The organism is Streptomyces sp. NBC_00273, from assembly GCF_036178145.1.
In the GTDB taxonomy this organism is placed as follows: domain Bacteria; phylum Actinomycetota; class Actinomycetes; order Streptomycetales; family Streptomycetaceae; genus Streptomyces.
In genome coordinates this window covers 1,556,562-1,582,418 of sequence record NZ_CP108067.1, presented here as the reverse complement: position 1 = coordinate 1,582,418, position 25,857 = coordinate 1,556,562, and the positions used below count along the sequence as shown (strand labels likewise).

General features: G+C 74.5%; 18 protein-coding genes and 1 pseudogene. 9 read left to right on the top strand and 10 right to left on the bottom strand.

Annotated elements, in window-relative coordinates; genetic code table 11:
- Window positions 1-126: 126 nt before the first annotated feature.
- Window positions 127-1,566, bottom strand: coding sequence for a helix-turn-helix domain-containing protein (locus OG386_RS06740; protein ID WP_328787245.1), 1,440 nt, complete (start codon window positions 1,564-1,566; stop codon window positions 127-129).
- Window positions 1,567-1,787: 221 nt separating this feature from the next.
- On the opposite strand from OG386_RS06740, the gene OG386_RS06735 reads away from it, so the two are divergent.
- Complete coding sequence (locus OG386_RS06735) at window positions 1,788-2,498, top strand: DUF4232 domain-containing protein (protein ID WP_328787244.1); 711 nt, start codon at window positions 1,788-1,790, stop codon at window positions 2,496-2,498.
- Here OG386_RS06735 and OG386_RS06730 read toward each other — a convergent pair.
- Complete coding sequence (locus OG386_RS06730; protein ID WP_328787243.1) at window positions 2,493-3,239, bottom strand: ABC transporter ATP-binding protein; 747 nt, start codon at window positions 3,237-3,239, stop codon at window positions 2,493-2,495. The genes OG386_RS06735 and OG386_RS06730 overlap by 6 nt on opposite strands.
- A 196-nt stretch (window positions 3,240-3,435) precedes the next feature.
- Between OG386_RS06730 and OG386_RS06725 the strand changes: the two genes are divergently transcribed.
- From OG386_RS06725 to OG386_RS06715, 3 genes are read left to right on the top strand one after another with little or no spacing between them, the layout of a single operon-like run.
- Window positions 3,436-6,726, top strand: a complete 3,291-nt coding sequence (locus OG386_RS06725; protein WP_328787242.1) for an ABC transporter permease — start codon at window positions 3,436-3,438, stop codon at window positions 6,724-6,726.
- Entirely contained in the window at window positions 6,723-9,614 is a 2,892-nt protein-coding gene (locus tag OG386_RS06720) for a hypothetical protein (RefSeq protein ID WP_328787241.1), read from the top strand. Before OG386_RS06725 ends, OG386_RS06720 begins: the two co-directional genes overlap by 4 nt.
- A complete protein-coding gene (locus OG386_RS06715; protein ID WP_405789962.1) occupies window positions 9,611-10,570 on the top strand; it encodes an ABC transporter ATP-binding protein in 960 nt (319 codons plus the stop codon). Before OG386_RS06720 ends, OG386_RS06715 begins: the two co-directional genes overlap by 4 nt.
- Window positions 10,571-10,647: 77 nt before the next feature.
- On the opposite strand, the gene OG386_RS06710 is transcribed toward OG386_RS06715, so the two are convergent.
- The 3 genes from OG386_RS06710 to OG386_RS06700 form a co-directional block, all read right to left on the bottom strand.
- Window positions 10,648-10,905 carry a DUF6221 family protein gene (locus tag OG386_RS06710; protein ID WP_328787240.1) on the bottom strand — a complete coding sequence of 86 codons (258 nt, stop codon included), beginning with the start codon at window positions 10,903-10,905 and terminating at the stop codon, window positions 10,648-10,650.
- An 85-nt stretch (window positions 10,906-10,990) separates the two neighbouring features.
- Window positions 10,991-11,893: a patatin-like phospholipase family protein gene (locus OG386_RS06705; protein WP_328787239.1), complete on the bottom strand. Its 903-nt coding sequence runs from the start codon at window positions 11,891-11,893 to the stop codon at window positions 10,991-10,993.
- A gap of 110 nt (window positions 11,894-12,003) precedes the next feature.
- Window positions 12,004-12,516, bottom strand: coding sequence for an imine reductase family protein (locus OG386_RS06700; protein WP_328787238.1), 513 nt, complete (start codon window positions 12,514-12,516; stop codon window positions 12,004-12,006).
- Window positions 12,517-12,698: 182 nt separating this feature from the next.
- Here OG386_RS06700 and OG386_RS06695 point away from each other — a divergent pair, with 182 nt between their 5' ends.
- Window positions 12,699-14,066: a tetratricopeptide repeat protein gene (locus OG386_RS06695; protein WP_328787237.1), complete on the top strand. Its 1,368-nt coding sequence runs from the start codon at window positions 12,699-12,701 to the stop codon at window positions 14,064-14,066.
- Here the strand turns inward: OG386_RS06695 and OG386_RS06690 are convergent.
- The gene (locus tag OG386_RS06690) at window positions 13,981-14,361 is read right to left on the bottom strand and encodes a hypothetical protein (RefSeq protein ID WP_328787236.1); all 381 of its coding nucleotides are present in this window, start codon (window positions 14,359-14,361) and stop codon (window positions 13,981-13,983) included. The genes OG386_RS06695 and OG386_RS06690 overlap by 86 nt on opposite strands.
- Window positions 14,362-14,791: 430 nt before the next feature.
- Here OG386_RS06690 and OG386_RS06685 point away from each other — a divergent pair, with 430 nt between their 5' ends.
- Both OG386_RS06685 and OG386_RS06680 read left to right on the top strand, forming a co-directional pair.
- On the top strand, window positions 14,792-16,933 hold the full coding sequence (locus tag OG386_RS06685; protein WP_328787235.1) for a PIG-L family deacetylase: 2,142 nt from the start codon (window positions 14,792-14,794) through the stop codon (window positions 16,931-16,933).
- Window positions 16,934-17,127: 194 nt separating this feature from the next.
- Window positions 17,128-17,574 (top strand): hypothetical protein, encoded by a 447-nt coding sequence (locus OG386_RS06680; RefSeq protein WP_328787234.1) that lies wholly within the window; start codon window positions 17,128-17,130, stop codon window positions 17,572-17,574.
- Between the two features lie 82 nt (window positions 17,575-17,656).
- On the opposite strand, the gene OG386_RS06675 is transcribed toward OG386_RS06680, so the two are convergent.
- Window positions 17,657-19,135 carry a hypothetical protein gene (locus tag OG386_RS06675; RefSeq protein WP_328787233.1) on the bottom strand — a complete coding sequence of 493 codons (1,479 nt, stop codon included), beginning with the start codon at window positions 19,133-19,135 and terminating at the stop codon, window positions 17,657-17,659.
- Between the two features lie 373 nt (window positions 19,136-19,508).
- Between OG386_RS06675 and OG386_RS06670 the strand changes: the two genes are divergently transcribed.
- Window positions 19,509-21,008: a hypothetical protein gene (locus tag OG386_RS06670; RefSeq protein WP_328787232.1), complete on the top strand. Its 1,500-nt coding sequence runs from the start codon at window positions 19,509-19,511 to the stop codon at window positions 21,006-21,008.
- Between the two features lie 16 nt (window positions 21,009-21,024).
- Here OG386_RS06670 and OG386_RS06665 read toward each other — a convergent pair whose 3' ends face one another.
- The 3 genes from OG386_RS06665 to modA form a co-directional block, all read right to left on the bottom strand.
- Window positions 21,025-22,176: a methyltransferase domain-containing protein gene (locus OG386_RS06665; protein ID WP_328787231.1), complete on the bottom strand. Its 1,152-nt coding sequence runs from the start codon at window positions 22,174-22,176 to the stop codon at window positions 21,025-21,027.
- A gap of 420 nt (window positions 22,177-22,596) precedes the next feature.
- Window positions 22,597-24,528, bottom strand: coding sequence for an ABC transporter permease (locus tag OG386_RS06660; protein ID WP_328787230.1), 1,932 nt, complete (start codon window positions 24,526-24,528; stop codon window positions 22,597-22,599).
- Window positions 24,525-25,358 (bottom strand): molybdate ABC transporter substrate-binding protein, encoded by an 834-nt coding sequence (gene modA / locus OG386_RS06655; RefSeq protein WP_328787229.1) that lies wholly within the window; start codon window positions 25,356-25,358, stop codon window positions 24,525-24,527. The genes OG386_RS06660 and modA overlap by 4 nt, the downstream gene beginning before the upstream one ends.
- Before the next feature lie 360 nt (window positions 25,359-25,718).
- Between modA and OG386_RS06650 the strand changes: the two are divergent.
- Window positions 25,719-25,853 (top strand): annotated as a pseudogene (locus tag OG386_RS06650) (TOBE domain-containing protein); the annotation flags it as partial.
- Window positions 25,854-25,857: the final 4 nt, after the last annotated feature.

The window sequence follows — 25,857 nt, the reverse complement described above, 5'->3', positions numbered from 1 at the left end:
GGCGGCCCGGCGAGCCGCCCGCGCCGGTTCCCGCCCATCGTATGGTCGATCCTCCGGGACCGCTCCGGGACGATGCGGACCGTGCGCTCCAGGTACACACCCGGTCGCTCCTGGTCAATGGACTGGTCAACGGACCGTCGTGCCCGCCCCGACCCATCCTTCGCCGCCGAGGGGGAACTCGTAGCCGGTCCGGCCCCCGCGGCCGCTGGTGCGGAAGGGATGGCCGTTGTGGTCGATCTTGAGGGTGCCGTGGCGGGAGCCGCTGGACCAGGACAGCTCCAGGTACCAGCTCACGTCGTGGGCGGAGGTGGCGGCTTTGATGTGGAACACCTCCGGTTCCGACTCGCTCACCGAGAAGGGGAAGTCCCGCTGGCCCGGCAGGGGCGCGACGGCCGGGCGTGCGGAGTCCAGGGCCACGCCGAAGGAGCGGGTCGGGACGCCGGCGCCGCAGCCCACCCCCGGGTAGCCCATGGCGTAGTCGTTCCAGGGGAGCGGCGCACGCTTGGCGACCGTACGGACGGCGAGCCCGTCCAGCACCACCGTGTCCGCGCCGGAGCCCTGCAGGGTGAGGGTGACGTACTGCTCGCCCGCGGGTACGGCCCCGGCCGCCGCCACCCAGGCGGGTGCGTCCCGTTCCACGGGGGGCGGTCCCACCTGGGCCGGGGGCTTGTCGATCAGGTAGTGCTGGCCGCAGGGAGCCTCCCAGGTGTGGGGGCGGGTGGTCACCTTCACCGGCGTGCCGGCGGCGGTGTCGCCGCCCCCGCTGCTGCCGTTTCCCGCTGCGGGGGTCGCGCGCGCGGCGTCCGAAGACGAGGGCGCGGGCGGCGACGACGAGGCGTCCGAGGACGAGGACGAGGACGAGGGCGAGGACGAGGGCGAGGACGTGGGCGAGGACGTGGGCGAGGACGGGGACATGGGCGGGGCGTCCGCGCCGTCAGGGGCCTTCTCCCCGGCGGGGGACCGGCTCGTGGCACCGACGGGGCCGTTCCGGACGTCGGTGCCCCGTTCCGGCGGGCCCGCGTCGAGGGTGAGCACGCCGGCCAGGGCGGTGACGGCGGCCGCGACCGTCACCGCGATTCCGACGAGCACGGCCCCGCGCGGGCGAGGACGCCGGGTCGGGGCGGTCGGCTCGGTTGCGGTGGTCACTTCTGCGACCTCGGCCACCACGTCGGACCCCGCCTCGGCCACCACTTCGGCCGCTTCGGGTGCGTCCGTCGCGTCGTGGACCTCGGCCGTGTCGACCGGAAGGGTTCCGGTTCCAGCGGGCGCCCCGGTCACCTCCTGCACGGTGCCGCCCGTGTCCGCGCCCTTGCGCGGGCGGTTCGTATCGGCCCGCACCCAACTCCGGTGCAGGGCGAGGAGTTCCTCGGGCGAGGCCTTGCACAGGCGGGCGAGTCGTTCGACCGGTGCGTAGTCCGCCGGGACGACCTCGCCGCTGCAGTAGCGGTGCAAGGTCGACGCACTCATGTGGAGCCGCTTGGCGAGCGTTCCGTAGCTGAGGCCGGACCGGTCCTTCAACTCCCGCAGCAGTTCGGCGAACCCGGACCCAGCAGTGTCCTCCGACACCGTTCCTCCCACCCGTGTCCCGTCCCGCATCCCAGGAACAGGTTGTTTGCGCAGCTCAGAGCCTATGCGGGCATTCCAGCGTTCCTGATGGACCAGCGGATGTGGCGGCTGGGACGGATCACCGCTCAGGCTGGGGTCATCCAAGCACACCGCTCCCGGCGGCCGGTCCCGGCGGACCCCGACCGGGCCCTGCCGTCATGCCCCATGAGAGGCCGTCAGCCATGCACGCGTTCCACCGCGCACCCGTCGTCCGCACCGCCCGTACCTCCCGCCCGCACGCCTTCCGGCGCCTCGCAGGTGCGGCCGCCGCCGCCCTCGTGGTCCTCTCCCTCACCGGGTGCGAGGACGGTACGGGCTTCGAGGACGGGGGAGAAGTAGTCGCTTCGAGCCCCGCCGCGCAGGTCGCTTCCCCGTCCGCCTCGACCGCGGCGGCGGCCCCCAAGGGCTCGCCGACCGCGCCGGCGTCGGCCCCCTCCGCTCCGGCGGCCGGCGCCGGGGAACAGCAGCACGTCCTGTGCAACGGCGCGAACACCGGCGTCACGGTGCAGCCGGTCTCCCGGCCGCTCAACCACATGCTGATCACGGTGAAGAACACCGGCTCGAAGACCTGCGACCTGACCTACTACCCGGTGCTCCGCTTCGACGAGATGCAATGGGTGCCGGCCGCGCAGCAGCAGACCCGGCCCCAGGCCGTGGTGTCCCTCGCCCCGGGCGAGTCGGGCTACGCCGGGGCCCTGCTGTCGGCGGCCGACGGCAGCGGTGAGGGCGGGACGACCGGACACCGGCTCACGATCGCCTTCCAGGGCCGGACGCCCCTCAGCAACGGAGGTGCGTCCGCGACCCCGCCCCTGCCGGCGGCCGGCCTCGCCTACGACAGCTCGCTGTCGGTCACGTACTGGCAGCGGAGCAGCGCGGACGCGCTCGGTTCATGAGTCGGTCGGGACGATGCGGCCGTCACGCAGTTCCACGACCCGGTCGGCGAGCTCGATCAGGTTGGGGTCGTGGGTGGCGACGAGGATGGTCACGGACTCGCTGCGCACGACCGCGCGCAGCAGCTCCATGACCGAGCGGCCGGTCTCCGAGTCGAGCTGGCCCGTCGGCTCGTCCGCGATGATCAGGTCCGGGTCGTTGGCCAGGGCGCGGGCCACCGCCACGCGCTGCTGCTGGCCGCCGGAGAGCTCGCCGGGCCGCTGTTCGGCGTGGTCCGCGAGTCCGACCAGGGCCAGCAGGGTCCGGGCGCGCTCCTCGCGCTCCTTGGCGGGGACGCGCCGCAGCCGCATCGGAACGCCGACGTTCTCGGCGGCGGTCAGGACGGGTATCAGGCCGAAGGACTGGAAGACGAAGCCGATGCGGTCGCGGCGCAGGGCGAGCAGGCCCGGCTCGTCGAGGTCCGCCAGGTCGGTGCCGTCGAGGGTGATCCGGCCGCCGGTCGGGGAGTCGAGGCCGCCGACGAGGTTCAGCAGGGTGGTCTTGCCGGAGCCCGACCGGCCCCTGAGCGCGGTGAGTTCGCCGCGGCGGACCTCGAAGGACACGCCGCGCAGGGCGTGGACGGCCTGCGGTCCGCTGCCGAAGCTGTGGTGCACGTCGTCGACGACCACGATCGGGGAGCCGTCGCCGTCGCCGTCCCGCCCTGCCCGCGTCGCGACCGTCGCCGGTGCCTGCTGATCCCTCATCGTGTCTGTTCCCCCGTCGAGTTGTTCGCGCGGGGCGCCCGGCCCCACGTCCCGCACCAGCTGCCGCTGCAGCTTTCTGATCGCATTTGCGCATCTGTCGCACCAATCACGCAAGCCCCTTCCCTCTATCGATCACATCTGACAGCATCGTCCGCTATCCGGTACTTCGGGTCCGGACGGGGGAGGAATTCAACACGTGCTCGGCTTCGTCGTGCGCCGACTGCGCGGGCGATGGCCGCTCGCCGTCGCCGTGCTGCTCACCGTACTGATCACCGCGACCACACTCACCGCGCTGACGGCATTCACCCGTGGCGTGGGCGAAGAAGGGCTCCGGCGGGCCCTGACCGGGACGGCACAGCCCCGGACCACCGTCGTCATCACCAGCGGCCATCCCGCCGACTCCCGCGCCAAGGACGACGCGTCCGTACGGGCCTTCGCGGACGAGGTGTTCGGGCGGCTTCCGGTGACCTCCGAGAGCGTGGCGCGCAGCCGCTCGTACGGACTGCCCGGTGTCGCCGCCTCCGGCCGCGACGCCGACCTGACCCTGCTCGCCGCCCTCGGCAAGGACCACGTACGGCTGCTCGCCGGTGAGTGGCCGGCGCCCGTCACCGCACCCCCGGGCGCCGGCGTCCCGCCGGCGCCGACCCAGGTGGCCGTGCCGCGCGCGGCGCTCGCCCGGCTCGGCCTGGCCGAATCCGCGCTGCCCGCACCGGTCCGGCTGGACGACCGGTTCGGCGGAGCGCCGCTGACCGTGCTGGTCACCGGCGTGTACCGGGCCACCGACCCGGACGCCGCCTACTGGCGGCTCGACCCCCTCGGCGGCCGCGAGGTCCAGGCAGACACCTTCGCCATCTACGGTCCGCTCCTGGTGGACGACAGCGCCTTCACCACCGGCGGCATCCTGCAGAACCACCGCCTCACGCTGCTCACCCCGGACCTGCACACCGTCCGCACCGCCGAGGCCGAGGCCGTCCGGACCGCGACCGACCCCGCGAGCACCGCCCTCGAACGCGCCGGCTCGCTGCGGGCCGCCACCGAACTGCCCAAACTCCTGGCCGAACTGAGCGCCGGTACGGTCGTCGCCCGCTCCACCCTGCTGATGGGCGCGCTCCAGCTCGCCGTCCTGTCGACCGCCGCACTGCTCCTCGTTTCCCACATCCTGACCGTCCGGCAGGAACCGGAACGGGTCCTGCTCACCGCGCGCGGCGCCTCCCGCCGCCGCCTCGGCGCGCTCACCGCCGCCGAGTCCCTGCTCCTCGCCCTGCCCGCGGCCGTCCTGGCACCCCTGCTCACACCGCCCCTGCTGCGCCTGTTCGGCCGGTTCGGACCGCTCGGGCGGGTCCACCTGGAGATCCCGGACACCTGGCTGGTCTGGCCGGTGGCGGGCGGCTGCGCACTGGCCTGCGTCCTGCTGACGACCCTGCCCTCCGTCCTGCGCGGGGCCTCCGCCGCCGTACTGCGCCGCGTGGGCAGCCGCCAGGCACTGGTGACGGGCGCCGCCCGCTCCGGCCTCGACCTGGCCGTCGTCGTCCTCGCCGTCCTCGGCTACCAGCAGCTCGCGCAGTACGGCGGCACGGACGCCCCCGCGTCCGGTGCCTCCGCCAGCACCGGGCTCGGTGTCGACCCGGTCCTGGTCGCGGCTCCCGCCCTGGCCCTGTGCGGGGGCACGCTGCTGGTCCTGCGCCTGCTGCCGTTCGCGGCGCGGGCCGGAGGGCGACTGGCGGCGCGCGGCCGGAGCCTGGGCCCCGCCCTGTTCGGCTGGCAGCTCGCCCGACGACCCGGCCGGGCCACCGGGCCCGTGCTGCTGCTCGTACTCGCCGTCGCCAGCGGGATCCTGGCGCTCGGTCAGCACAGCGGCTGGTCCGCCTCCCAGCGCGACCAGGCCGACTTCGCCACCGCGGGCGGCCTGCGGATCTCCGGCAGCAGCATGTCCCCGATGGGGCAGGGCGGACGCTACGCGGCCCTGCCCGGCGGCGACCGCCTCATTCCGGTGGTCCGCCGGGAGCAGAAGCTGCCGGACGGGAATCCCGCCGACCTCGTCGCCCTGGACGCCGCCAAGACGGGCGAACGCGTGCCGCTGCGCGCGGACCTGCGCGGCGGGCACACCATGCGCGAGCTGTTCACCCCGCTCGCCACCGGTGACCCGGGGGCCGCGACCGCCCCCGCGGGCCCCGGTGTCGCCCTGCCCGGCTCCCCGCGCCGGATCGACCTCGACGTGTCGGTCCGGTCCTCCGGGATCAGTTGGGCCGCGGTGAGCCTGCTGCTGCGCGACCGGTTCGGGGCGACGTACGGGACGCCGTCGGTCACCCTGCCCGAGGGCGGCGACGTCACCCTCCCCTTCCTCCTCGACGCGCTGACCGGCGCCCCGGTCGGATCGGCGGCCACCCCGCTGACCCTGGCGGGGATACGCCTCTCGTACGCCGGGGACGGTGACGCCCCGGGCGACGGCAGCGAGCTGACCCTGCGCCGGATCGCCGTCTCCGACAGCGCGGACGGCGCCGCCACCGGCGTCACCGCACCCACGGCCGCCACCGGCTGGCGGACCTCGCTCCCGCAGGGGCCGAGCGCCAAGCGGGCCCCCGAGACGATCCCGGTCCCGGCCGGCTCCACGGACCTGCTGCGGCTGCGCTACTGGGGCGGTTTCAGCACCCTTCAGGGCGTGGGCACCGTGGTGTTCCCGGCGCCCGCCGCGCCGGCCCCCACCGCCGTCCCCGCGGTCGCCACCGCCCGCTACCTGCGGTCCCTGGGCGCTGCCGTGGGCGATACGGTCCCCGTCACCCTGGACGGCGCCAGCGTCCCGGTGCGGGTCACCGCCTCCGTGGACTCCCTGCCCGTGGCCGGCCGTTCGGCGCTCGCCGTCGACCTACAGGTGCTCGGCCGGTTCCTGGTGGAGTCCGTCGGTCAGCAGCCGCCCACGCCCACCGAGTGGTGGCTGCCCGCCGACTCGGCCGCCGACCCCGTCCCGGCCCGCGCGGCGGACAAGCTGCGCGAAGGCGCCCGGATCGAACGCGTCCAACTGCGCGAGGAGATCACCGAGCAGCTGCTGGACGACCCGCTCAGCGCCGGCCCGCAGAGCGCACTGGCCGCCCTCGCCGCCGCCTGCGCGGTCCTGGCGGCCATCGGATTCGCGACCTCCACCGCCGCCGAACGACGCGTGCGCGGAAGGGAGTTCTCGGTCCTGCTCGCACTCGGTACCCCGCGCCGCTCGCTGGCCCTCGCGTCCGCCGCCGAGGGCGGGGTACTGATCGCCATCGGGTCCGCGGTCGGAACGGGGCTGGGCATCGCCCTCGTCCACCTGATGGCGCCCCTGGTCGTGCTGACACCCGCTGCCGGGCGGCCGTTCCCGCCCGTCCGCGTGGACATGCCGTTCTGGCAGACCGTGCTGACGGTCGCCGCCATCGCAGCCGTTCCCCTTCTGTCGGCCGCGCTCAGCGGCCCCCGGGGCCGCGACATCGCCGCCCGGCTGCGTCCCGTGGAGGAGATGTGACCACCCCGCCGTCCGCCACCCCGGCGTCGTCCGCCCCGCGGACTGCCCCCTCGCCCGCGCCCACCGCCCCGCGGCCCGCGCCCTGGATCAGGACCCGGCTGCGGGCGGCGCCCCTGAGCACCCTGCTCGGCGCCGCACTGGCCTTCGTCGCCGTCCTGCTGGCCGCCGCGCTGCCACGGGCCCAGGACCGGGGCGCCGACCAGGCCCTGCGGTCCTTCCTGGAACGCAGCGCAGCCGGCAACGCCAGCCTGCAGGTGGACGCTCCCTCCCCGGACAGGGGGCAGAGCGCCCAGGCCCTGGACGCCACGCTGGAGAAACTGCTCGCGCCGACCGGATCCACCTTCCGCGTGGACCGGGAGTCGACGGTCCACGGTGCACGCACCACCAAGCGGCAGGAGCTGCTGAACCCGGAACTCTCCCGCCCCTCCGGCTTTCCGCCCAGCATGAACCTCCTGCACGTCCGCCAGGCGGAGGCCCATGTGAAGCTGGCGGAGGGGCACTGGCCGAGCAGCACGCCCACGGCCCCCGCCCAGGCCGCCCCCGGGGAGACGGCACCCCTCCAGGTCGTCCTCTCGCAGAAGGCCGCCGCGACCCTCGGCGCCCGCGTCGGATCCGTCCTGAAGATCGCGTCCCGAGTGGACGCCACACCGTCCGTCGAGGTCGTCGGTCTCTACGCGGTCCTCGACGAGAGCGACGACTTCTGGACGGACAACCTGGGGTGCCTCGCCCGCGCCTGCGAGCACTACTACAACGAGAGCCTCGCCTGGGACGTCGACGCCCTCGTCGGCACCGGGGACCTCGACCGGATGAGCACCTGGAGCCGCACCGCCGAGGACTTCTGGCAGCTGCCGGTGGACATCGGCCACCTGCGGGCCGACCGGCTCGACGCCACGAAAAAGGACATCGCCTCGTACCTCGCCGGGCCCACCGCCGCCGCCCTCGTCCGGGAGACCGGCCGCCCCGGGCTGCACACCACCTCGTGGCTGCCCGAGCGGTTCGAAGAAGCCCGCGTCCGCACCCAGGCCGCGGCGCCGCTCGCCGCGATCGGACCCGCCGGGGTCGGCGGTGTCGCCTTCGTCGTCCTGTGCCTGGCCGGCGCACTCGCGGCCGACCGCCGCGACGCCGAACTGCGGCTGCTGCTCGCGCGCGGCGGTTCGCGCACCGCCATCGTCGGCCGGCTCCTCGGCGAGGGCGCCGTCACCGTGCTGCCGGCGGCCGCGGCCGCCACCGCGCTCGCCGTCCTGCTGCTGCCCACCCCCCGGCTCGCGCCCACCCTGCTCGCGGCCGGGGCCGTCGCCCTGCTCGCACTGCTGGCCTTCCCCGTACGGGCGGCCGTACTGCTGACCCCGGCCCGCCCGGCCGGACGGTGGCGCAGGCCCGTGGCCGAACTCCTCGTCCTCATCGCCACCGCCGCCGCCGTGGTGGAGGTCCGCCGCCGCGGGGTCGCCCCGCCCGGCAGCGACCTCGACCCGCTACTGATCGCCGCCCCGCTGCTGCTCGCCCTGTGCGGGGGGCTGCTGCTGGCCCGGCTCCAGCCGGTGGTCACCGGATGGCTCGCCCGGGCGGCCGGCCGCGGTTCCGGACTGGTCGGCTTCCTGGGACTCGCGCGGGCCGCCCGCGGCCCGGCGACGACCGGCACGCAGGCCCGCGGCCGCACCGGACCCTCCGTCCTGCCGATGGTCGCGCTGCTCGTCGCCATCACCACCGGCGGATTCGGCGCCACCGTGCTGCAGTCGGTGGACTCGTCCCGGCTGGGGGTGGCCCGGCTGACCGTCGGGGGCGACGTGTCGATCTCCGCGTACGGGAAGTCCCCGCTTCCGGAGGGGCTCGCGAAGGCCGCGGGCGAGCTGCCGGGCGTACGGACGTCCGTGCCGCTGTGGATCGACCACGACTCCGCCCTGCTCGGCACCACCGTGAGGTCCAGCCAGGTCACCGTGATCGTGGCCGAGCCGGCCGCGTACGCGGAGCTGTCCCGGGTCCTCGGCTGCGGCTCCTTCGAGCCCGCGCTGCTGGCCACCGGTGGTGCGCAGTCCGCCGATGCCCCGGTGCCCGCGCTGTTCAGCGCGGGCCTGGTCGGGAAGGTCACGCAGGGTGGCACGTACGCGGTGCAGCCCGGCGACGGCAAGGAGCTGAAGGTACGGGTCGCGGGCACGGTCGACTGCACCCCGGCCCATCCGGCGCGGGACGCCGCGACCGTCGTCCTGCCGGCGGGCGCCGCAACCGCCGTCATGGGCGGCGCCGACCGCCCCAACCGGTGGCTCGGACTCGGCGACGTGGACGGCGACCGGCTGCGCGAGCTGGTCCGCTCCAAGCTCCCGGCGCCGTCCGCGACGCCCGCCCCGGCCCCGGCTCCGATCCCCGGCTCCGGTTCTTCCGCGGGGCCGGCCCCCCTCGACGAGGTGTACCCCGTGCACACCAGCGCCGAGGCCGTCACGGCACTGGGCGCCGACCCGCTCCAGCGCTCGGCACAGCGCCTCTTCTGGGCCGCCATGGCCGGAGCGGCGGGCTTCGCCCTGCTCGCCGTACTGCTGACGCTGATGCGGACCGTCCCCGAGCGCGCGGCGCTGCTGGCCCGGCTGCGCACCATGGGGCTGCGCCGCAGGCAGGGCGTGGCGCTGATCCTCGCCGAAACCCTGCCGCAGACCCTGGCCGCGACGCTGGGCGGGGCCCTGGTGGCGGCGGCCGCCGTGGCCCTGCTGGGCCCGGCGATGGACCTGTCCACGCTGGTCGGCGCGCACGTGCCGAACGGAGTGCAGCTGACGGCAGGGCCCGTACTGACCCAGGCCCTGGGCCTGGCCGCCCTGGTCGCCGCGGCCGTGTGCCTCGAGGCGGCGACATCCGGGCGACGGCAGATCACCACCGAGTTGAGAGCGGGAGACCAGCGTTGAACACCGACCAGCCGACGTACGAGGAGCTGCGCCGCCGGGCGACGGCCGCCGCCGAGCCGCGCACCCCGGCGGCGGACGCCGCGATCGCCTGCGACCGCCTGGTCCGGATCTTCAGCCAGGACGGCATCGAGGTACAGGCCCTCCAGGGACTGGAGCTGACGGTCGAACAGGGCGACCTGATGGCCCTCGTCGGCGCCTCCGGCAGCGGCAAGTCCACCCTCTTGAACATCCTGGCCGGCCTGGACGTCCCCACGGCCGGCAGCGCGGCGGTCGCGGGCTACGACCTGCTGGAACTGTCGGCGCGGGACCGGCTGCGGTACCGGCGCGAAGCGGTCGGGTTCGTCTTCCAGCAGACGGCCCGCAACCTGCTTCCGTTCCTGACGGCCGCCCAGAACGTCGCCCTGCCGATGCAGTTGAAGGGAGACGGCCCCCGCCGCGGCGCCGGCGCACGCCGCGCCGCCAGGGTCGGGGAGGTCCTGGAGGCCCTCGGGATCGGCGACCTGGCGCACCGGCGCCCGGCGCAACTCTCCGGCGGCCAGCAGCAGCGCGTCGCGATCGCCGTGGCGATGGCGAACGACCCCAAGGTGCTGCTCGCCGACGAACCCACGGGCGAACTGGACTCGGAGACGGCCGCGGCGGTCTTCGAGACCTTCCGGACCGTGAACAAGGAACTCGGCGTGACGGTGGTGATCGTGACGCACGACCCGATGGTGGCGGGCGAGGTCCGCCGCACCGTGGCCATCCGCGACGGGCGCACCAGCAGCGAGGTCCTGCGCCGCCTGGTCACCGACGAGCACGGCGAGGAATCCATCAGCGAACGCGAGTACGTCGTCCTCGACCGCTCCGGGCGCGTCCAGCTCCCCCCGAAGTTCCTGGAGGCCCTGGGGATGGAACACCGCGTGGCGGTCGACCTGGCCCCGGACCACATCGAACTGCGCCCGGACGGCGCCCACTAGGGACCGCCCGGCGCGGCCACGGCCGTGGTTGGCCTCCCACGCTCGGCGCTGTCACCGTCCACGGACGTACGGATCGCTTACGGGCGCCATTCCTGGCGATATGCGGGATGCCCGGCGTACGACTGGGCGAGGACTCGGATCGCGTATCCGAGGCCGACTGCACGGGGGTCGGCGGGATCCACGGCCCGGTACTCGTGGGCCAACTGCTCGGTCAGGTCGAGCATCGGCAGATGGCTGTCGAGAAGGGCCTCGCCGCCCATCGTTTCGGACACGTAGGCGTAGGCATGGTTGTCGTCATTGATGCGCGCGACGAGGAACGTCAGAAGGTCGTCCATGTGCTCATCTTCCCGCGCCACTTTCCCGCCTGCGCAGGAAGGGGCTCACATTCGCCCTCATCACTCCTCGGAGCGGTCCGTGGTCTCATGCCCGGGAGCCACCCGGACCGGATCCGGGCTCCCACACGGGGCGCAGCCGCCCGGCGGCAGCGGGTGCCTGGGCGAGGCCGGCCCGGTAGGCCGCCGCCCAGTTCGCCCGGTCGTTCAGGTCGGGCCCGAACGCCCGTACCGCTTCCGCGTCGGGAACGACGGTCACCACGGTCCGCGCCCCGACGGCCGTCGGGTGCTGGTCGAGCGGCTCACGCGGTGACAGGTGCGCCAGGGGCTCGATGACGACGACGGTACGGGCTCCGGCCGCGAGATCCGCGTTCGATCCGGCGCGCAGGGCGCCGTCCATGTACCGCCGTCCCAGGACGGAGACCGGCGGCTCGGCCGCGGGGAAGGCACTGCTCGCCGCCACCGCGTGGACCAGCGGCACGCCGCTCGTACGGTCCCACACCACGGGCTCACCCGTGGCCGCCTCCACCGCGGTGATGAGCAACTCGCCCTCCGTCGGCCAGACGTCCGAGCCGATCAGGGCGCCACGGCCCGCGAGCAACGCCCGTTCGGCCTCGGAGGAGGCGTCGCGGTCGGAGTCCGCATGGTCGAGTGCGATCCGGCCGACCCGGCGCCGGGCCTCCCCGGGCTCCAGCCCGTGCCGGCCGAGCACGGCGAACACCGCGCCCGCGACGGCGGCGTCCACCCCGGGCCGGGCGGCCGGACCCGGCCGCGACGACACCTCGGCGAGGCGGCCGAGGTCCTGGCCGGTGGTCAGGAGCGCGCCGACGATCGCGCCGGCCGACGTGCCGACCGTCAGGTCGGCAACGCCGAGATCCACACCCCTGCGCCCCAGTTCACCGACCAGCCCGGCCATCCACGCGGTTCCGACCACACCTCCCGGTCCCAGTACGAGAGCCCGGTCGAATGCTGTTGCGGTCTCGAGCTCCATGGTTCCGTCTCCCCCTGGCATCAGGCGATGGTCTGCGCGATCGGCTTGATCGGCACGATCGACGGTAGGACCTCAACCGAGCTTCGGGTCAAGGGGATACCGGATACCGGCTACCGGAGACCGCCGGCGCGCAACGACTCCACCGCCCGGGACAGACTGGACGCGGCGTGCCCCGCGCGGATCTGGTCGTCGAAGAGCCGCAGCAGCGGCGCCAGCAGGTCCGTCGGCAGTCCCTGCGCCTCGGTGGTGGAGAGGATGTTGCGCAGCCCCACCGCGTTGATCTCCAGGTTGGAGGTCGTCGTGGTGTACTGCTTCGCGTCGATCTCCTCCGCGAAGCCCGGCAGCGCGTCGGCGGCCGCCGTCAGCCACCGCACCAGCGGGCGCGCCAGCTCAGCCGCCCCGATCCCCTCCGTGCCGGCGAGCGCCACCGCCTGGAAGAACCCGGCGAACATCCCGTACATGCCGCTGAGCAGGGCGGTGTCGTACACGGACGACAGCTCGGGGGCCGGGCCGACGAGGCTGCCCTCACCGATCGTGTCGAGGACCGTGCGGTAGGTCCGGTACGCCGCCTCGTCGCCGCTGTAGAGGACGAAGGCGGCGGAGGTGCCGACGGTCTGGGGCACCGCGTACACCGCGCCGTCCAGGTAGGCGGCCCGCTGGTCGGCCGCCCAGGTACTACCGGGAGCTGGCGCTGCGGGCCGAACCGCTGCTGCGCGGCCCGCACCAGCGGCTCTGGCTCGCCCGGCTCGACGCGGCCGAGGCGGAGCTGTACCCGGCGGTCGAGGAGGCCCTGGCGCACGGCCGGGTGGTACCGGCCCTGCGGGCGGCCCGTGCCCTGGCCCGGTACTGGCTGCTGCGCGGCGGACCCGCGGAGGGCGGCCGGCTGCTCGACGCCTGCCTCGCCGCGGAGCGCGACCACCCCGACCACCCCGCGCACGTCGCGTCCGGGACCGGTCCGGGCCAGGACCGGTCGGCGGGGGAGCGGATCGCCGCCACCGCCCTGGCGGCGGCCTGGCGGGCCGGCCTGACCGTGTGGGAAGGCACGTCGAGCGCCGCCGGGACCCTGCTGCGGACCGCGGCGGCCGACCTCGACGCGCGGGAGGTGGCGGAACACGACCGGCTGGGACATGCGCACGCGGTGGGGTTCCTGGCCGCCGCGCAGATGGGCGCGGCAGACGTGTCCGCGGGCGAGGAACTCGCCGACCGGGCCCTGGCCGTGGCCGAGGCGATCGGTGACGTGTGGGGGACCGCGGCCGCCTTGAGCGTGCGCGCCCGACACTCCCTCGCGCACGGCGACCTGGTCGCGGTGGGCCGCGACGCGGAGCGCGCCGCACGCCTGTTCGGCGGACTGGGCGACCGCTGGGGCCTGTTGCAGACCGTCTTCCCCCGTGCCGCGCTCCACGAGATCGCGGGCGAGTACCCGCAAGCGTCCCGGCTGCACGAGGAGGGGCTGGCCATCGCCGAGGAGCTCGGGCTGCGGACCGAGGCCGGCAAACGGCTGTGCGCGCTGGGGCGGTCGGCGCTGTTGGCGGGTGCGTTCGAGGAGAGCCGGCAGCGGCACGTGGACGCCCTGCGGCTGGCCAGGGAACAGAGCCACCGGGCCGGAGAGGCGGACGCCCGGATCGGACTCGCCATGGTCGCCCGGCGCACCGGCGACCTGGTCGGCGCCGAGGAGCACATGCGGGCGGTGCTGACGTGGTTCCGGGAGGTCGACTACGCGCCGGGCACGACGCTCGCCCTCGCCGAACTGGGCTTCACGGCCGAGCTGAGGGGGGACCCGGCCAGGGCCCGCGCCCTGCACCGCGAAGGACTCGAGGCCGCGCGAGCGCTGGGAGACGTACGTGCCGTGGCCCTCGCGCTGGAGGGCCTGGCGGGCGCGGCGGCGGCCGGTGGCGAGCCCGAGCGGGCGGCACGCCTGCTCGGCGTCGCCGATGCGGCCCGCACTTCGGCCGGAGCTCCGCTACCGCCCGCCGAACGGCACGACGTGGACCGGACCTGGTCGGCCTGTCTGTCGGCACTGGGCCGTGCGGTGGCCGAAGCGGCCTTCGCCCTCGGCGCGGCGCATCCGTCCGAGTCCGGTCCGTCCGTCACGCGGCACCGGGGGCGGCGGCCCCGGAGTCCGCGGACTGTTGGAGTCCGGACGCGTCGACCGCCTCGAAGTCCGAGCCCTTGAGTCGCAGCCGCAGCCGCAGCCCCATCGGAGGCAGTGCGCTGTCCGCTGCCGAGCCCGCCCGGTGCCTCGCGGGCCAGACGTAGCTCCGGTCGGAGCGGGGCACGGTGATGCGGATCGCGTGGTCGATCCGCCCGCCGGCTTCGGCGGACGTCCATCCGTCGGGCCGCAGGACGTCGGGCCGCAGGACGTTGGACCGCAGGTCGAAGATCGCGCCCGAGCCGGCGTGCCGGACGGCGTCGCCCTGCCGCTCGGCGTCGAAGAGCTCGTAGGACGTGCACAGGGCCTTGTCCCCCACGACGACCTGCCGGTCCCCGGGCTCCAGGGGGCCGCGTCGGCCGGTGAGAGCCGCGTCACTGCCGGGGCCTGTCGATGGCGGTCGGTGCCGGTCGGCCCGAGGTGTGGAATGCGCCACTTGTGAGGGTTGGTGGCTAAGGGGCCGGCGCGCTCGACGGCCGTAGTGATCCCCGACAACCTGCAGGTGGCCGGCACATACATCGGTTTCGGCCGGTTTTCCTAGCCAACTACGCGCGAACTGACAAATGGGACAAAAATACTCATTTCTACCACAACTCCCTTTGTGGTCATATGGGACTTGATGGTGTGTCAGCCCCGAACGCGCGGGACATAATCGGCCCCGGTCGTCTCCGGAAGCAGTGGAGCCATCGGGACACCGATCGACTTCCCAGGCGGATCGCCGCACGGGACCGACCCCCAAGGCGCTGTACATGTCCCTGGCCCGCCGCACCCGACTCGCGGCCCTGCTCGCCGCGTTCTCCGTCGGCACCGCCGGCGTGACGGCCTGGGCCTACGGACACGGGACCGAGCTCCCGCAGGCGGCTCCCGAGGTGGTGGTCACCCCGAGCGTGACCGAGGGCGCCACCCTCCAGGTCGTCGCGCACCCCGACGACGACCTCTTCTTCATGAACCCCGACCTCAGCCGCTCCATATCGACGGGCATCAAGGTCACCACCGTCTACCTGACCTCCGGCGAGTCCGACGGCAGGAACGAGGCCCACAGCCCGCACCTGCAGGACGCCGTCGGCCCCGCCGACCGCGCCGCCTACGCGGAGGCCCGACAGAACGGCATACGCGCCGCCTACGCGCAGATGGCCACCGGCGACCGCACCAGCGCCTGGCAGCGCAAGTCCGTACCCACCGCGGGTGGCGGCAGCGCCGAGGTGGACGTCCTGGTCGCCCGGCCCCAGGTCAATCTCGTGTGGATGGAGCTGCGCGAGGCCCGCAGCATCTCCGGGGACAATCCGGAGAGCCTCCGCGGCCTGTGGGACGGCCGGACCCCGGCCCTGGGCGCCCAGCTGACCTCCGGTACCCCGGTCAAGGACTGGTTCTCCTACACCAAGGACCAGACCGTGGCCGCCATCGCGGGCGTGTTCGAGACCTACCGGCCGACGACGATACGCACGCAGGACCCGACCCCCGGCCGGGCGGAGGGCGGCGGCGCCTTCCTCGACCACCAGGACCACATGTACGGCGCCCGCTTCGTGCAGGCCGCCGTCGAGCGCTACGCCAAGACCACGGCCCGGCCGCACTTCTCGGTCCAGAACTACGTGAGCTATCCGAACAGCTCGCTGCCCCCGACGCTCGACCCGCAGACGGCCGAGGAGAAGCTCGGCTACCTGAAGACCTACGCCTGGACCGACCACCAGGACTGGTGCGGCAGCCCCGCCGGCTGCGGCGACCGCAAGACCGCGACCCGGCCCACCGGCGCCGGCTGGAGCCAGACCATCCGCTACAGCCGCGGCGACGGCACGTCCTGGATGACCGAGGGCGTCTCCGGACGGCTGTGGGCCTTCGCCGCGCTGGACGGCCGCATGGCGTACTGGTCGCGCAGCGGCCCGCAGGCCCTCTGGCAGGGCCCCGAGTTCCTGCCCGGCGACGGCATCGACTCCGGGGCGGCGGCCGTCCGCCTCTGGGACGGCCGGATCGGCGTGTTCGCCACCCGCACCACCCTCGGCGCGACGCCCGAGGAGTACGGCCGGGAAATCGTCTACGCCGTCCAGAGCGAGGTCGACGGCGGATTCGGCCCGTGGCGGTCGCTGGGCACCCCGGACACCGCGGACAGGTCCGGCACCTCGGCCATCAGCGGCCCGTCCGTCGCCGTGGACCCCGAGGGACGGATGACGGTCTACGTCCGCGACTCCCGCCGGACGCTGCGCGCCCGCGCCCAGGAGACGCCGGGCGGCGACTTCGGCGGGTGGCAGGCCCTGGGCGGCGCCGGCCTCCAGGGCGATCCGGTCACCGCGACCGACGGGTCGGGGCGGCGCCACGTGTACGCGGCCACCGCCGGGTCCGTACTGGCCTGGGTCCAGCCGGCACCGGGCGCCCCCTTCGGCGGCCCCGTCCCGACCGGGCTGCCCCAGACGACGGGCGCGCTTTCGGTGCGTCCGGAGGGCGACGGCGTCCGCCTGTTCTTCCGCCGGCCCGGCATCGGCACCGTCGCCACGAGCCTGGCCCGCGCGGGCGGGCCCGCACCGGAGTTCTCCCCGGTCGCCGAGGCGGGCGGCCTGGGCGGCTACGGTGCCGTGGGCATCGCCGGCGACCTGCTCGCGGGACGGGCGGGCGCGGGCACGGTCGGCGTGGCGGCCGCCGACGGTCCGCAGCCCTGGCAGGAGTCCCAGATGCTGTACACGGGCGCTCCCGCCGGCGTGGCCGAGGGGGCCGGTACGGCCGTCGCAGCGGCGCTCGGCCTGGACGCCGACCTGCACGTCATCACGACGGTCCCCTCGGGCGGCGCGACCCTGCCCGGCAGCCGGACCCCCGCTCCGTGGCACCGGGCCGTCCAGCCCTGGACGCTCGCGCAAGCCGGTCGCCCGGGCACGACCGTCGCCGGGGGACAGCCCCCGCGGTGACCTGCGCCGCAGCTCCACCCGGCGGCCCAGGCGCCCCCGGGCCGCCGGGTGGCAGGGCGGAGGGCGGCGGGCGAGGATGGCAGCCGGACCAGCTCGCGCAGCCGGGGCGGCCGCACTCGGACCAACGGGCGATCGGGGCTTCCATGACCCGTCCTCTCATCTCGTGCCGACGCAGGTGCGCAGGACCCGCGACGATGCGCGCCGTGGCCGCCCTCACCGCCTGCACGGCCCTGGTGGCCGGCTGCGGCGGCGACCCCGCGCCCGACTGGGGGTACCCGGAACTCGGGAAGGGCCTGCGATCGCTCTCCCGCGCCGTCGACGAGGCCTGTGGGCGGACGGAGACCCCGGAGGGCTGCGCGGAGGACCTCGACCGGCTCACGGCGCCGACGGAGCGGGCTTTCTCCCAGGTCCTGGAGCACGAGCTGCTCGATGTCGGCACCGTGGCGGCGATGAACGAACTGGACCGGGCGAGGGAGCTCCGCGTCGCCGCCGCCGAGGAGGCGCGGTCCCGGCAGGATCCGCACCACCTCCCCCTCGCGCGCGCGGTGGCGGCCGAGAAGCTCGCGTACGAGCGGCTGCTCGACGAGCTGGAGCGGCTGCGCACCGCTCCGCCGCCCGGTGACGGAACGGACCCGGTCTGAAGCGGCCCCCGCAGGCCGCAAGGGTCGAGGGGCTGAGGGGGCTGAGGGGCTGAAGGGATGAGAGGGCTACGGGGCCACGTCGCTACGGCCTCCGGGGTGGGGTGGGGAGCCCCACGCCGTCGAGTGCCACCAGCGTGAGGACGACGATCGAGCCGGTCCAGCCCAGTGGCGCGACCGACGAGGGCCTGCCCGCCCGGTCCACCTTCTCGGGCAGCTCCCCGAGCGGGTTCCGCTTGGCGAGGACCCAGTCCAGGACCTGACGGGCCTTCGCCGGCTGCCCGGTGCCCGCCCATGCGAGGGCGAAGAACGAGGTGCTGGGGGTCCAGGCGTTCGCACCCCAGGGCGCGGTCGGGTCGTTCCCGGGAGTGAGCCCCCCGTTGGGCAGCAGCAAGGCCTTGTACGTGGTGTCCAGCGCCCGGGGCAGGTCGGCCGGGGCCGTGTTGAAGGGGGGCGCCATGAAGGCCACCGCGCTGTCCCGTCCGTGCTGTCCGTCGACGGTGCGCTGATAGCCGAGCGGGGCGAACGTCCGGGAGATCCCGGTGGAGAGTCGCCCGGCGGCGCCGGACCAGCGGGCCGCGTCCCCCGGCCGGTCGAGCGCGGCGGCGAGGTCCGCGGCGGCGTGGAGTCCGGCGAGCAGGGGTGCGGCCGTACCGATGTTCGTGGTGGTCGTCATCACCTCCCAGTAGTCCGGGGAGGCCGGAGGCAGCCCGTCCGGCCCGAGGGAAGCCGCCGAGCGGTCGGCCGCCTTGCGGATCATCGGGTAGAGGGCGGTCAGTCGGGCGCGGCGCGTGGCGGGAGGTGCCGTCCGGTACCACTGCCAGGTGGCCCAGGGAACCCAGCCGTTGGCGTCGAGCTGCCACCGCCTGCTGTCCGGCGGGCCGGAACCGTCGAGTTCCGTCCGCGCGTCCCAGGTGCCGTCCTTGCGCTGGGTCGCAGCGCTGTAGCGCAGGATCCGGTAGGCCTCGGCGTCGTGGCCGGTGTGCGCGAACGCGGCGGAGGCGAAGCTGGAGTCGCGCGGCCAGGAGTACGTCCAGCCGGGAGACCAGCCCGCCGCCATGGCCCCGTTCGGGCGCAGCAGGGCGCGCATGGCCAGCAGGGCCCGCTCGGCCGCCGCGCGCCGGGTCGCCGTGTTGCCGGGCACCCGGCCGGCGGCCAGCCAGTCGCGGCTCTCCGCGATCTGCAGGCGGGCCGTCGGGTCCTCCGGGGGCACCACGACCGATGCCGTCCGGCCGCCGGGGAGGTACTTCCACCGGCCGGACAGCAGGCGCAGTACGTGGCTCCGCTCGACGTACCGCGCGCCCCCGGCGACGGCAGGTGAGACGCCTTCGACGGTGGTGGTGTTGGAGAGGAGGCCGATGGTGGGGGCGACGAGCATCGACAGGGGCGCGTAGCGGCCCTCGGCGTCTCCGTGGCTCTGGTGTCCGAGGGGCCGGACGAAGAACACCGGCCGCTCCTCCTCGGAGGGCCGGCCGACGGGGCTCCCCGCGACGCACACCGGGAGGGCGATCCCCGCGAGGGACGCCGCGACGGCCGCCCAGCGGACGAGCAGGGCAGCGGGCATCGCCACTCCTTCTGTCGGGCTCCCGAGCGCGCGGCCCCCGGAGCACCCATCGTGGGCCGGATGTGCGGAGCCCGCCACGACATGCCCGCCGCTCGGGTGACGGGAGGGGAAGGGCCCGGAAGGGGCCGTCCGTTCCCGCACGCAGCAACGGACGGAGCAACGGACGGAGTAGCCGACGCAGCGGCGCGGGTGCGGCGGCGGCAGGGGGGAAGGCGCCGTTGGCGCACGGCAGGAGGCCCGGGGCCCGGCCCCGGCGGCCCTCCTCTCGGATGCCGGTCGGCGGTGAACCGTGCACATTGGTGTGACCGGAACCGGCTGGCGCACGAGCCGTCGGAAGCCGGCCCGGCCGCGCTTCGCTGCGAAGGACTGGTGAATGAGCACTGCTTCGACCGAGGGGAACCGCCGGTTCGTCCGCAGGCTCCTGCCGGTCGCGGGCAGCTGCCTGGTGGCGGCGGCCGGAGCGCTGATCGCCGTCGGCTGCTTCCTCGGCCTCTACCTGCGGCCCAGCTCGGACGACTGGTGCGCCGCCTGGAAGTCCCGCGATCTGGGCGTCCTCGGCATCACGCACGACTTCTACGCCACCCAGAACGGCCGGATCACCAACGCCTTCCTGAGCGGCATCGTCTACGGCGACGGACTGGCCGGGATGAAGATCCTGCCGACCGTCATCGCCATCGCCTTCACCGTCGGCCTGGTCCTGCTCGGGATCCAGTTCCTGCGGTGCCTCGGCGTGAACCCCCCGATGCTGCTCCTGGTCGCCGCCTCCCTGGCCGTCCAGGCCGTGATCTACTACGGCGGCACGCGCAGCTATCAAGTCCTGCTGTGGGCACCGGCCACGATCTCCCACACCGTTCCGAGCGTCATCGGAGTGTGGGCGCTGCTGCTGGGCATCTGGACCGTCCGCCAACCCCGGGCCGCCGTGCGCGCGGGCGGCTTCGCCGCGGCGTTCCTCATCGGGTTCGCGATCGGCACCCTGAGCGAGTCGTTCTCCCTCGTCAGCGGACTCCTCGCGGCCTGCGTGGGGCTGCTGGCCGTGCCCCGACTGAAGCTGGCGCGTACCTGGCGCCCGTTCACCTGGTGCCTGCTCTGGTGCTCCGGGATCGTCTGCGGGTTGATCGTGCTCACCACGTCCCCCGGCGCCCGGTGGCGCCGCGCCCAGCAGCCGGCCAAGGAGTCCATGCTCTCCTCGGGCGAACTCCGGGGCACCTACGAGGACTGGCTCCACATGTGGGACACCGTCACCGGCCAGTGGGCCTACCTCGGAGCCGCCGCCGTCGGCCTCCTGCTGGGCCTGGGGGCCGGGCTCGCGGCGCCCGTGCCCGCGCCCGGAAAACGGGAGTCGGGCCCGGCCGTCCCGCGGAAGATGCTGGTCGCCCTCCTGTTGATGCCCGTGCTCGTGGTGGTGCTGGGATCGTTCGCGGTGGTGGTGGGGCTGCGCAGCGGCTACGGACCGAGCGGGTGGACGTACGCCCGCACCTGGACGAACTACCTCGTACCGATGGAACTGGCGCTGTGCGCCTACGGCGTCCTGCTGGGGGTGTGGGCCCGCCGGTACTCGGCGCGCCGGGGGCCCGCCGCCGTGGCCCTGCCGGCGGGCATCGTGGTCGCGGCCGGACTGGGGCTGGCCTCGCTGGCCGTGCTCGTCCCGAGCGTCAAGCAGCTCACCACCGCCACGGTCACCCGCGCGGTGGCCTGGGACGCCCAGAACTTCCGCATCCGGACCGAAGCCGCGGCCGGTGCCACCGACCTCGGTTACCGGCCCCTGCACATCGGGAGCCTGGCCGAACCCTTCTTCACGTCCGCCTACGAGCGGGACTGGGTCGCGGCCTGCGTCTCGAACTGGTACGGCATCGAGCGGATCCACCGCCTCTGAGCACGGTCGTACGGGCTCAGCCGCGCGGCACCGCACGGGCCAGGAAGTGATCGGCGGCGTCCTCGTACTCCTCCAGGTGCCACCCCGTGGTCTCCAGCGCATGGCGGAGGTTGTCCTCGGCGAGGAGGTCGTCGGGGTCCAGGAAGCGGCCGTGCCGGGCGGCGCGCTCCGCGCGGCCCGACGGGTGGAAGAGCAGCAGGACGCCGTCGGCCGCGGTGACGCGGGCCCATTCGCGCAGGGCGGCGGCCGGGTCCGGGAGGTGGTCGAGCAATCCCGCCGAGAAGATGCCGTCCACGGACGCCCCGGCCAGCGGGAGCCGGGTGCAGTCAGCGGCGAGGAGGGATCCGTGGCGGGCGCGGCCGTGCCGGGCGGCGGCGGCCAACATGGCCGGGGTGAGGTCGACGCCGAGCACCTGGCCGCGGGGTCCGACCTGCGACCGGAGCGCGGGCATCGCCCGTCCGGTGCCGCAGCCGAGGTCGAGGGCCCGCCCGCCGGGTGTCAGCCGCAGCCGGGCGACCGCAGCCTCGTAGGCGGGGGTCTGGTGGGCGAACCGCTCCTCCCAGGCGTCGGCCCGGCGCGTGAAGAAGGCCCGGGTGGCGGTGTGTTCGGCGCGGGCGGCCACGAGGGTGGCGAACCGGCCCAGGAGCTGCTCACCCCAGGGGTCCAGGGGGAGCTCCTGCGGCAGGAACCGGACGCCCCAGGCGCTGGCGCCGATCCGGAACGCCTGCTCCGGGTACCCGGCGCAGGAGGCCAGGACCACGGCGTCGGCGGGCAGTTCCAGGGGGTCGCACGCCGGCCGGAGGCCCGGGGAGGGCCGGGCGGCCCCGGCGAAGAGCGGATCGGAGCCGGCGGCCGGGGTGAGTTCCACCGGCGGGCGGTCGGGGGCGGTGTCGGGCCGGGCTCCCGGGGCGCCGCCGGCGGCCCGCACCAGCAGTCGGGTACCCGGTTCCAGGGCCAGTACGGGCACCTCAGCGGCGAGGGCCTCCCGGAGCAGGCCGGGATCGGCGGCGCCCAGGACGATCAGGCCCTCCACCCCGGCGAGGTCCGCGGAGGGACCGGCATCGTCGGCGAGCGGGGCGGTCCGGGAGCTCAGACCCGCCGCGGCGAGCACCCTGCTCACGGCGGTGGGAGCCCGCCCGGCCGCGGGCTGCACGACGACTACCGCCATACCTCAGTCCTTACATTCGAGCCGGAGCGGCTGTTTCGGGCTGTATCTGCGCAAGCATGCCCACATGAGGACCGCATATGCCAGAGGTGCTCCGGTCCGTGAGACGGGCGGCGGGAACGCAAAGAGGCCCCCACGTACCGAACACCGCGATCGGCATGCAGGGGCCTCTTTTGCCGGTGCTCCCCATGGCGGCGAGAGCCGCTCGACCGTCACGGGGCCGGTGTGCGTGTCGGTCGGCCGAGGTCGACCCGGCAGGGCGACTGGACGTGGACACGGTGGCGGACCGAAGCGGCCTGCCTGGAGCCAGTTAATCATCCACGAGGTGAACAAGCCAGAGTGAATGGCATCTGCGAGGTGATTTGGCGAATCTCGTGGCATGTGCCGGTTGCTATGTGCACCGCCGCTCGGAGCATCGCACCATCACAGGGGTACGAGGGTGATCTCCGTGGCCTTGACGCTGCACCACACCGCGGTGCCGTCGGCGATCGCCAGGTCGGCGGCCGCCTGCGGGGTGATCTCGGAGACGACGTCGGCGGCGTCCTGCGACGTGACGAGGACCCGGAGCCGGCTGCCCGCCGCCGTGATCTCACGGACGGTTCCGGGCCACACGTTGCGCGGGCTGCCGGACGGCTGGTCGCGATGGAGGGAGACGGCCTCGGGCGCGACGATGGCCAGGGCCTCGGAGCCCTCCGCCACGGGTTCGGCCACCACGACGGACCCGCCGGCGACCAGCTTGAGCCCGTCCACCGTGGTCGTCCCCGGCCAGGCGTTGCGGCCGAGCATGCGGGCGACCCACGGGGAACGCGGATTGCGCGTCACCTCCGAGGGCGGCGCGTCCTGGAGGGCCCGGCCGTGGGCCAGTACGAGGACCCGGTCCGCCAAGGACACCGCCTCGACGGGATCGTGGGTGACGATGAGGCAGACCCCGCCGAAGCCGGCCAGGTGGGTGCGCAGGGTGTGCCGGACCCGGGCCCGGGTGGTCTGGTCGAGCGCGGCCAGCGGTTCGTCCAGGAGCAGCAGACGGGGCTGGGCGGCCAGTGCCCGGGCCAGCGCCACCCGTTGGGCCTGGCCGCCGGAGAGCTGGGCGGGCCTGCGGTCGGCGAGGTGGCCGACACCGAGCCGGTCGAGCCACAGGCGCGCCCGGGCGCGGGCCTCGGTGCGGCCTGCGCCCTGCGCGCGCAGGCCGTAGGCGGTGTTGCCGAGCGCGGAGAGGTGCGGGAACAGCGCGCAGTCCTGGGGCACCCAGGCCACGCCCCGCCGGTGCGGGGGCAGGGCCGTCACGTCGTCGTCGCCGAGCCGCAGTTCGGCGTGGGCGCGCGGGGTGAGGCCGAGCAGGGCGCGCAGCAGGGTGGTCTTGCCGGCGCCGTTCTCGCCGACCACGGCGATGGTGGTGCCGGGTTCCGCGTCGAGGGTGAGCTCGTTGAAGCCCGTGACCTCGGCGTGCAGGGACCAACGGCCGGCGGGCGCGGAGCCGGCGACCGCGTCCGCCTCCGGCTCGGGGGCCCGGGCGACCGGGTCCTCGGTGGGGGTCGCGTGAGGGGTGTCGCGTACGGCGTGACCGGAGGTCCAGCGGCCGCGCAGGGCGACCAGGACCGCCATCGCCACCACGAGCAGGAGGAGGGACAACGAGGTCGCGGCCTCGGGGTCGTCCTGGAGCAGCAGGTAGACCTGGAGGGGGAGCGTCTGGGTGACGCCGGGCAGGTTTCCGGCGAAGGTGATCGTGGCCCCGAACTCGCCGAGCGCCCGGGCCCAGGTGAGGGCGGCTCCGGCGATCAGGCCGGGGGCCACCATCGGCAGGGTGACGGTGAAGAAGACCCGCAGCGGGGTGGCGCCGAGGGAGGCCGCGGTCTCCTCGTAGCCCGGCCGCAGCCCGCCCAGGGCCCCCTCGAGGCTGATGACGAGGAACGGCATCGCCACGAAGGTGGCCGCCACGACGGCGCCCGAGGTGTGGAAGGGCAGGGTGATCCCGAAGGCGTCGTCCAGGAAGGGGCCCAGCAGACCGCGCCGGCCGAAGCCGAGCAGCAGCGCGACACCGCCCACCGTCGGCGGCAGCACCATCGGCAGCAGCACCAGGGACCGCACGACCGTCTTCCCGCGGAAGTCGATCCGGGCCAACAGCCAGGCCAGGGGTACGCCCAGGACCAGGCTGAGGCCCAGCGCCCAGAAGGAGACCACGAGGGAGAGCCGTAGGGCCTCCAGGGAGCCGGGCGTGGTCAGGTGCTCGCCGAGCTCGCCCCACTGGGTGCGTACGAGGATCCCGACCAGCGGGAGCATCAGGAACGCGATCGCGAGGAGCGCGGGCAGGGCCAGGAGGAGCGGCGGGCGGGGCCCGGCGGTGCGTCGCTCGGTCACGGCTGCTGGAAGCCCGCCTCCTGCAGGATCTTCTGGGCCTCGGGCGAGGACAGCCACTGGACGAAGGCGCTCGCGGCGGCGGTGTTCTTGGCGGCCTTCAGCGTGGCGGCCGGGTAGGAGGCGATGGCGTTCTGGTCGGGCGGGATGTCGACCGCGCCGACCTTCCCCTTGGCGGCGGTCGTGTCGGTCTTGTAGACGAGGCCGGCGTCCGCTTCGCCCAGTTCCACCTTGGACAGCACGGCCCGTACGTTCGGCTCCAGCGAGACCGGCTTGACGGTGATGCCCTGCTTGTCGAGGACCTCCTGGCTGTAGCGCCCGGCGGGGACCTCCGGAGCGGCCAGGACGACCTTCAGCTTGGGATCGGACAGGTCCTTCAGGGAGTCGACCTGGTGGGGGTTGCCCGGAGCGGTGGCGATCACGAGCTCGTTCTTCGCGATCACCGTCGGGGTCCCGGTCTCCGCCTTGAGGCCGTCCATCGTCTTGGTGTCCGCGGTGACCAGGGCATCGGCCGGAGCCCCCTGCCCGACCTGGGCGGCCAGTTCCTGCGAACCGGCGAAGGAGAAGGTGACCTTCGTACCCGGGTGCTCCTTCTCGTACTGCGCGCCCATGGTCTTGAACACGTCGGTGAGGGAGGCGGCGGCGAGCACGGTCAGGTTCGCGGCCGGTACGGAGCCCGATGCGGAGGCGGTCGGTGCGGAGGCGGTCGGTGCGGCGGCCGCGGAGAGGCCGGTGCTGCCACTGCCGCAGGCGGCCAGGAAGGGAATCAGGAGGGCGCCGCCGAACAGGCCGGCGGCCGCCCGGCGCTGTCGGAGGTACGAGAGGAAGCGCATGGCGGGATGTGTTCTCCTGTCCGGACATCCCTATCCCAGTCACGCACGGCATGAGATGGGGGAACGGTGCTGCATTTGCTGCCAATGGACCACCGGCAGGCCGGCATCTGCAATTCGTCACCCCCCGCTCGATGAGGTCCAGATTCGGCCGACCGGGTCAAAAGTCCCAGTTCAAGCAGGCAAAAGGCCCATGAAGAAAGAGGACCTCGGGCCTTTCTGGAATACGCGAGGAGGTTGCGTCCAATCGGTTGGCGAATGCGATGGGGGCGCTCCGGGCCCCCTACTCCATCGGGTACGTTCGGGCATGACGCAGGTCACAGAAGTGCTTGCAGTTTCGTTTCCGACCATGTGAGGCGTGTTTTGAAGGTCTCCGTCGAGGGCGGCGAGTTGACCGCCGCGATCACCAAGGACGCCGTCGAGGCCCTCGGCCTGGCCTCCGGCACCTCCGTCGTCGCCCTGATCAAGTCGACCGAGATCTCCCTCGCCGCCGCCTGATCCC

What these genes read in the sequence shown, in the direction of transcription:
- OG386_RS06735 (WP_328787244.1), top strand. Translation starts at nt 1,788, where the DNA reads ATGCACGCGTTCCACCGCGCACCCGTCGTCCGCACCGCCCGTACCTCC.
- OG386_RS06730 (WP_328787243.1), bottom strand. Translation starts at nt 3,239, where the DNA reads ATGAGGGATCAGCAGGCACCGGCGACGGTCGCGACGCGGGCAGGGCGG.
- OG386_RS06710 (WP_328787240.1), bottom strand. Translation starts at nt 10,905, where the DNA reads ATGGACGACCTTCTGACGTTCCTCGTCGCGCGCATCAATGACGACAAC.
- OG386_RS06705 (WP_328787239.1), bottom strand. Translation starts at nt 11,893, where the DNA reads ATGGAGCTCGAGACCGCAACAGCATTCGACCGGGCTCTCGTACTGGGA.
- OG386_RS06685 (WP_328787235.1), top strand. Translation starts at nt 14,792, where the DNA reads ATGTCCCTGGCCCGCCGCACCCGACTCGCGGCCCTGCTCGCCGCGTTC.
- OG386_RS06680 (WP_328787234.1), top strand. Translation starts at nt 17,128, where the DNA reads ATGCGCGCCGTGGCCGCCCTCACCGCCTGCACGGCCCTGGTGGCCGGC.
- OG386_RS06675 (WP_328787233.1), bottom strand. Translation starts at nt 19,135, where the DNA reads ATGCCCGCTGCCCTGCTCGTCCGCTGGGCGGCCGTCGCGGCGTCCCTC.
- OG386_RS06670 (WP_328787232.1), top strand. Translation starts at nt 19,509, where the DNA reads ATGAGCACTGCTTCGACCGAGGGGAACCGCCGGTTCGTCCGCAGGCTC.
- OG386_RS06665 (WP_328787231.1), bottom strand. Translation starts at nt 22,176, where the DNA reads ATGGCGGTAGTCGTCGTGCAGCCCGCGGCCGGGCGGGCTCCCACCGCC.
- modA (WP_328787229.1), bottom strand. Translation starts at nt 25,358, where the DNA reads ATGCGCTTCCTCTCGTACCTCCGACAGCGCCGGGCGGCCGCCGGCCTG.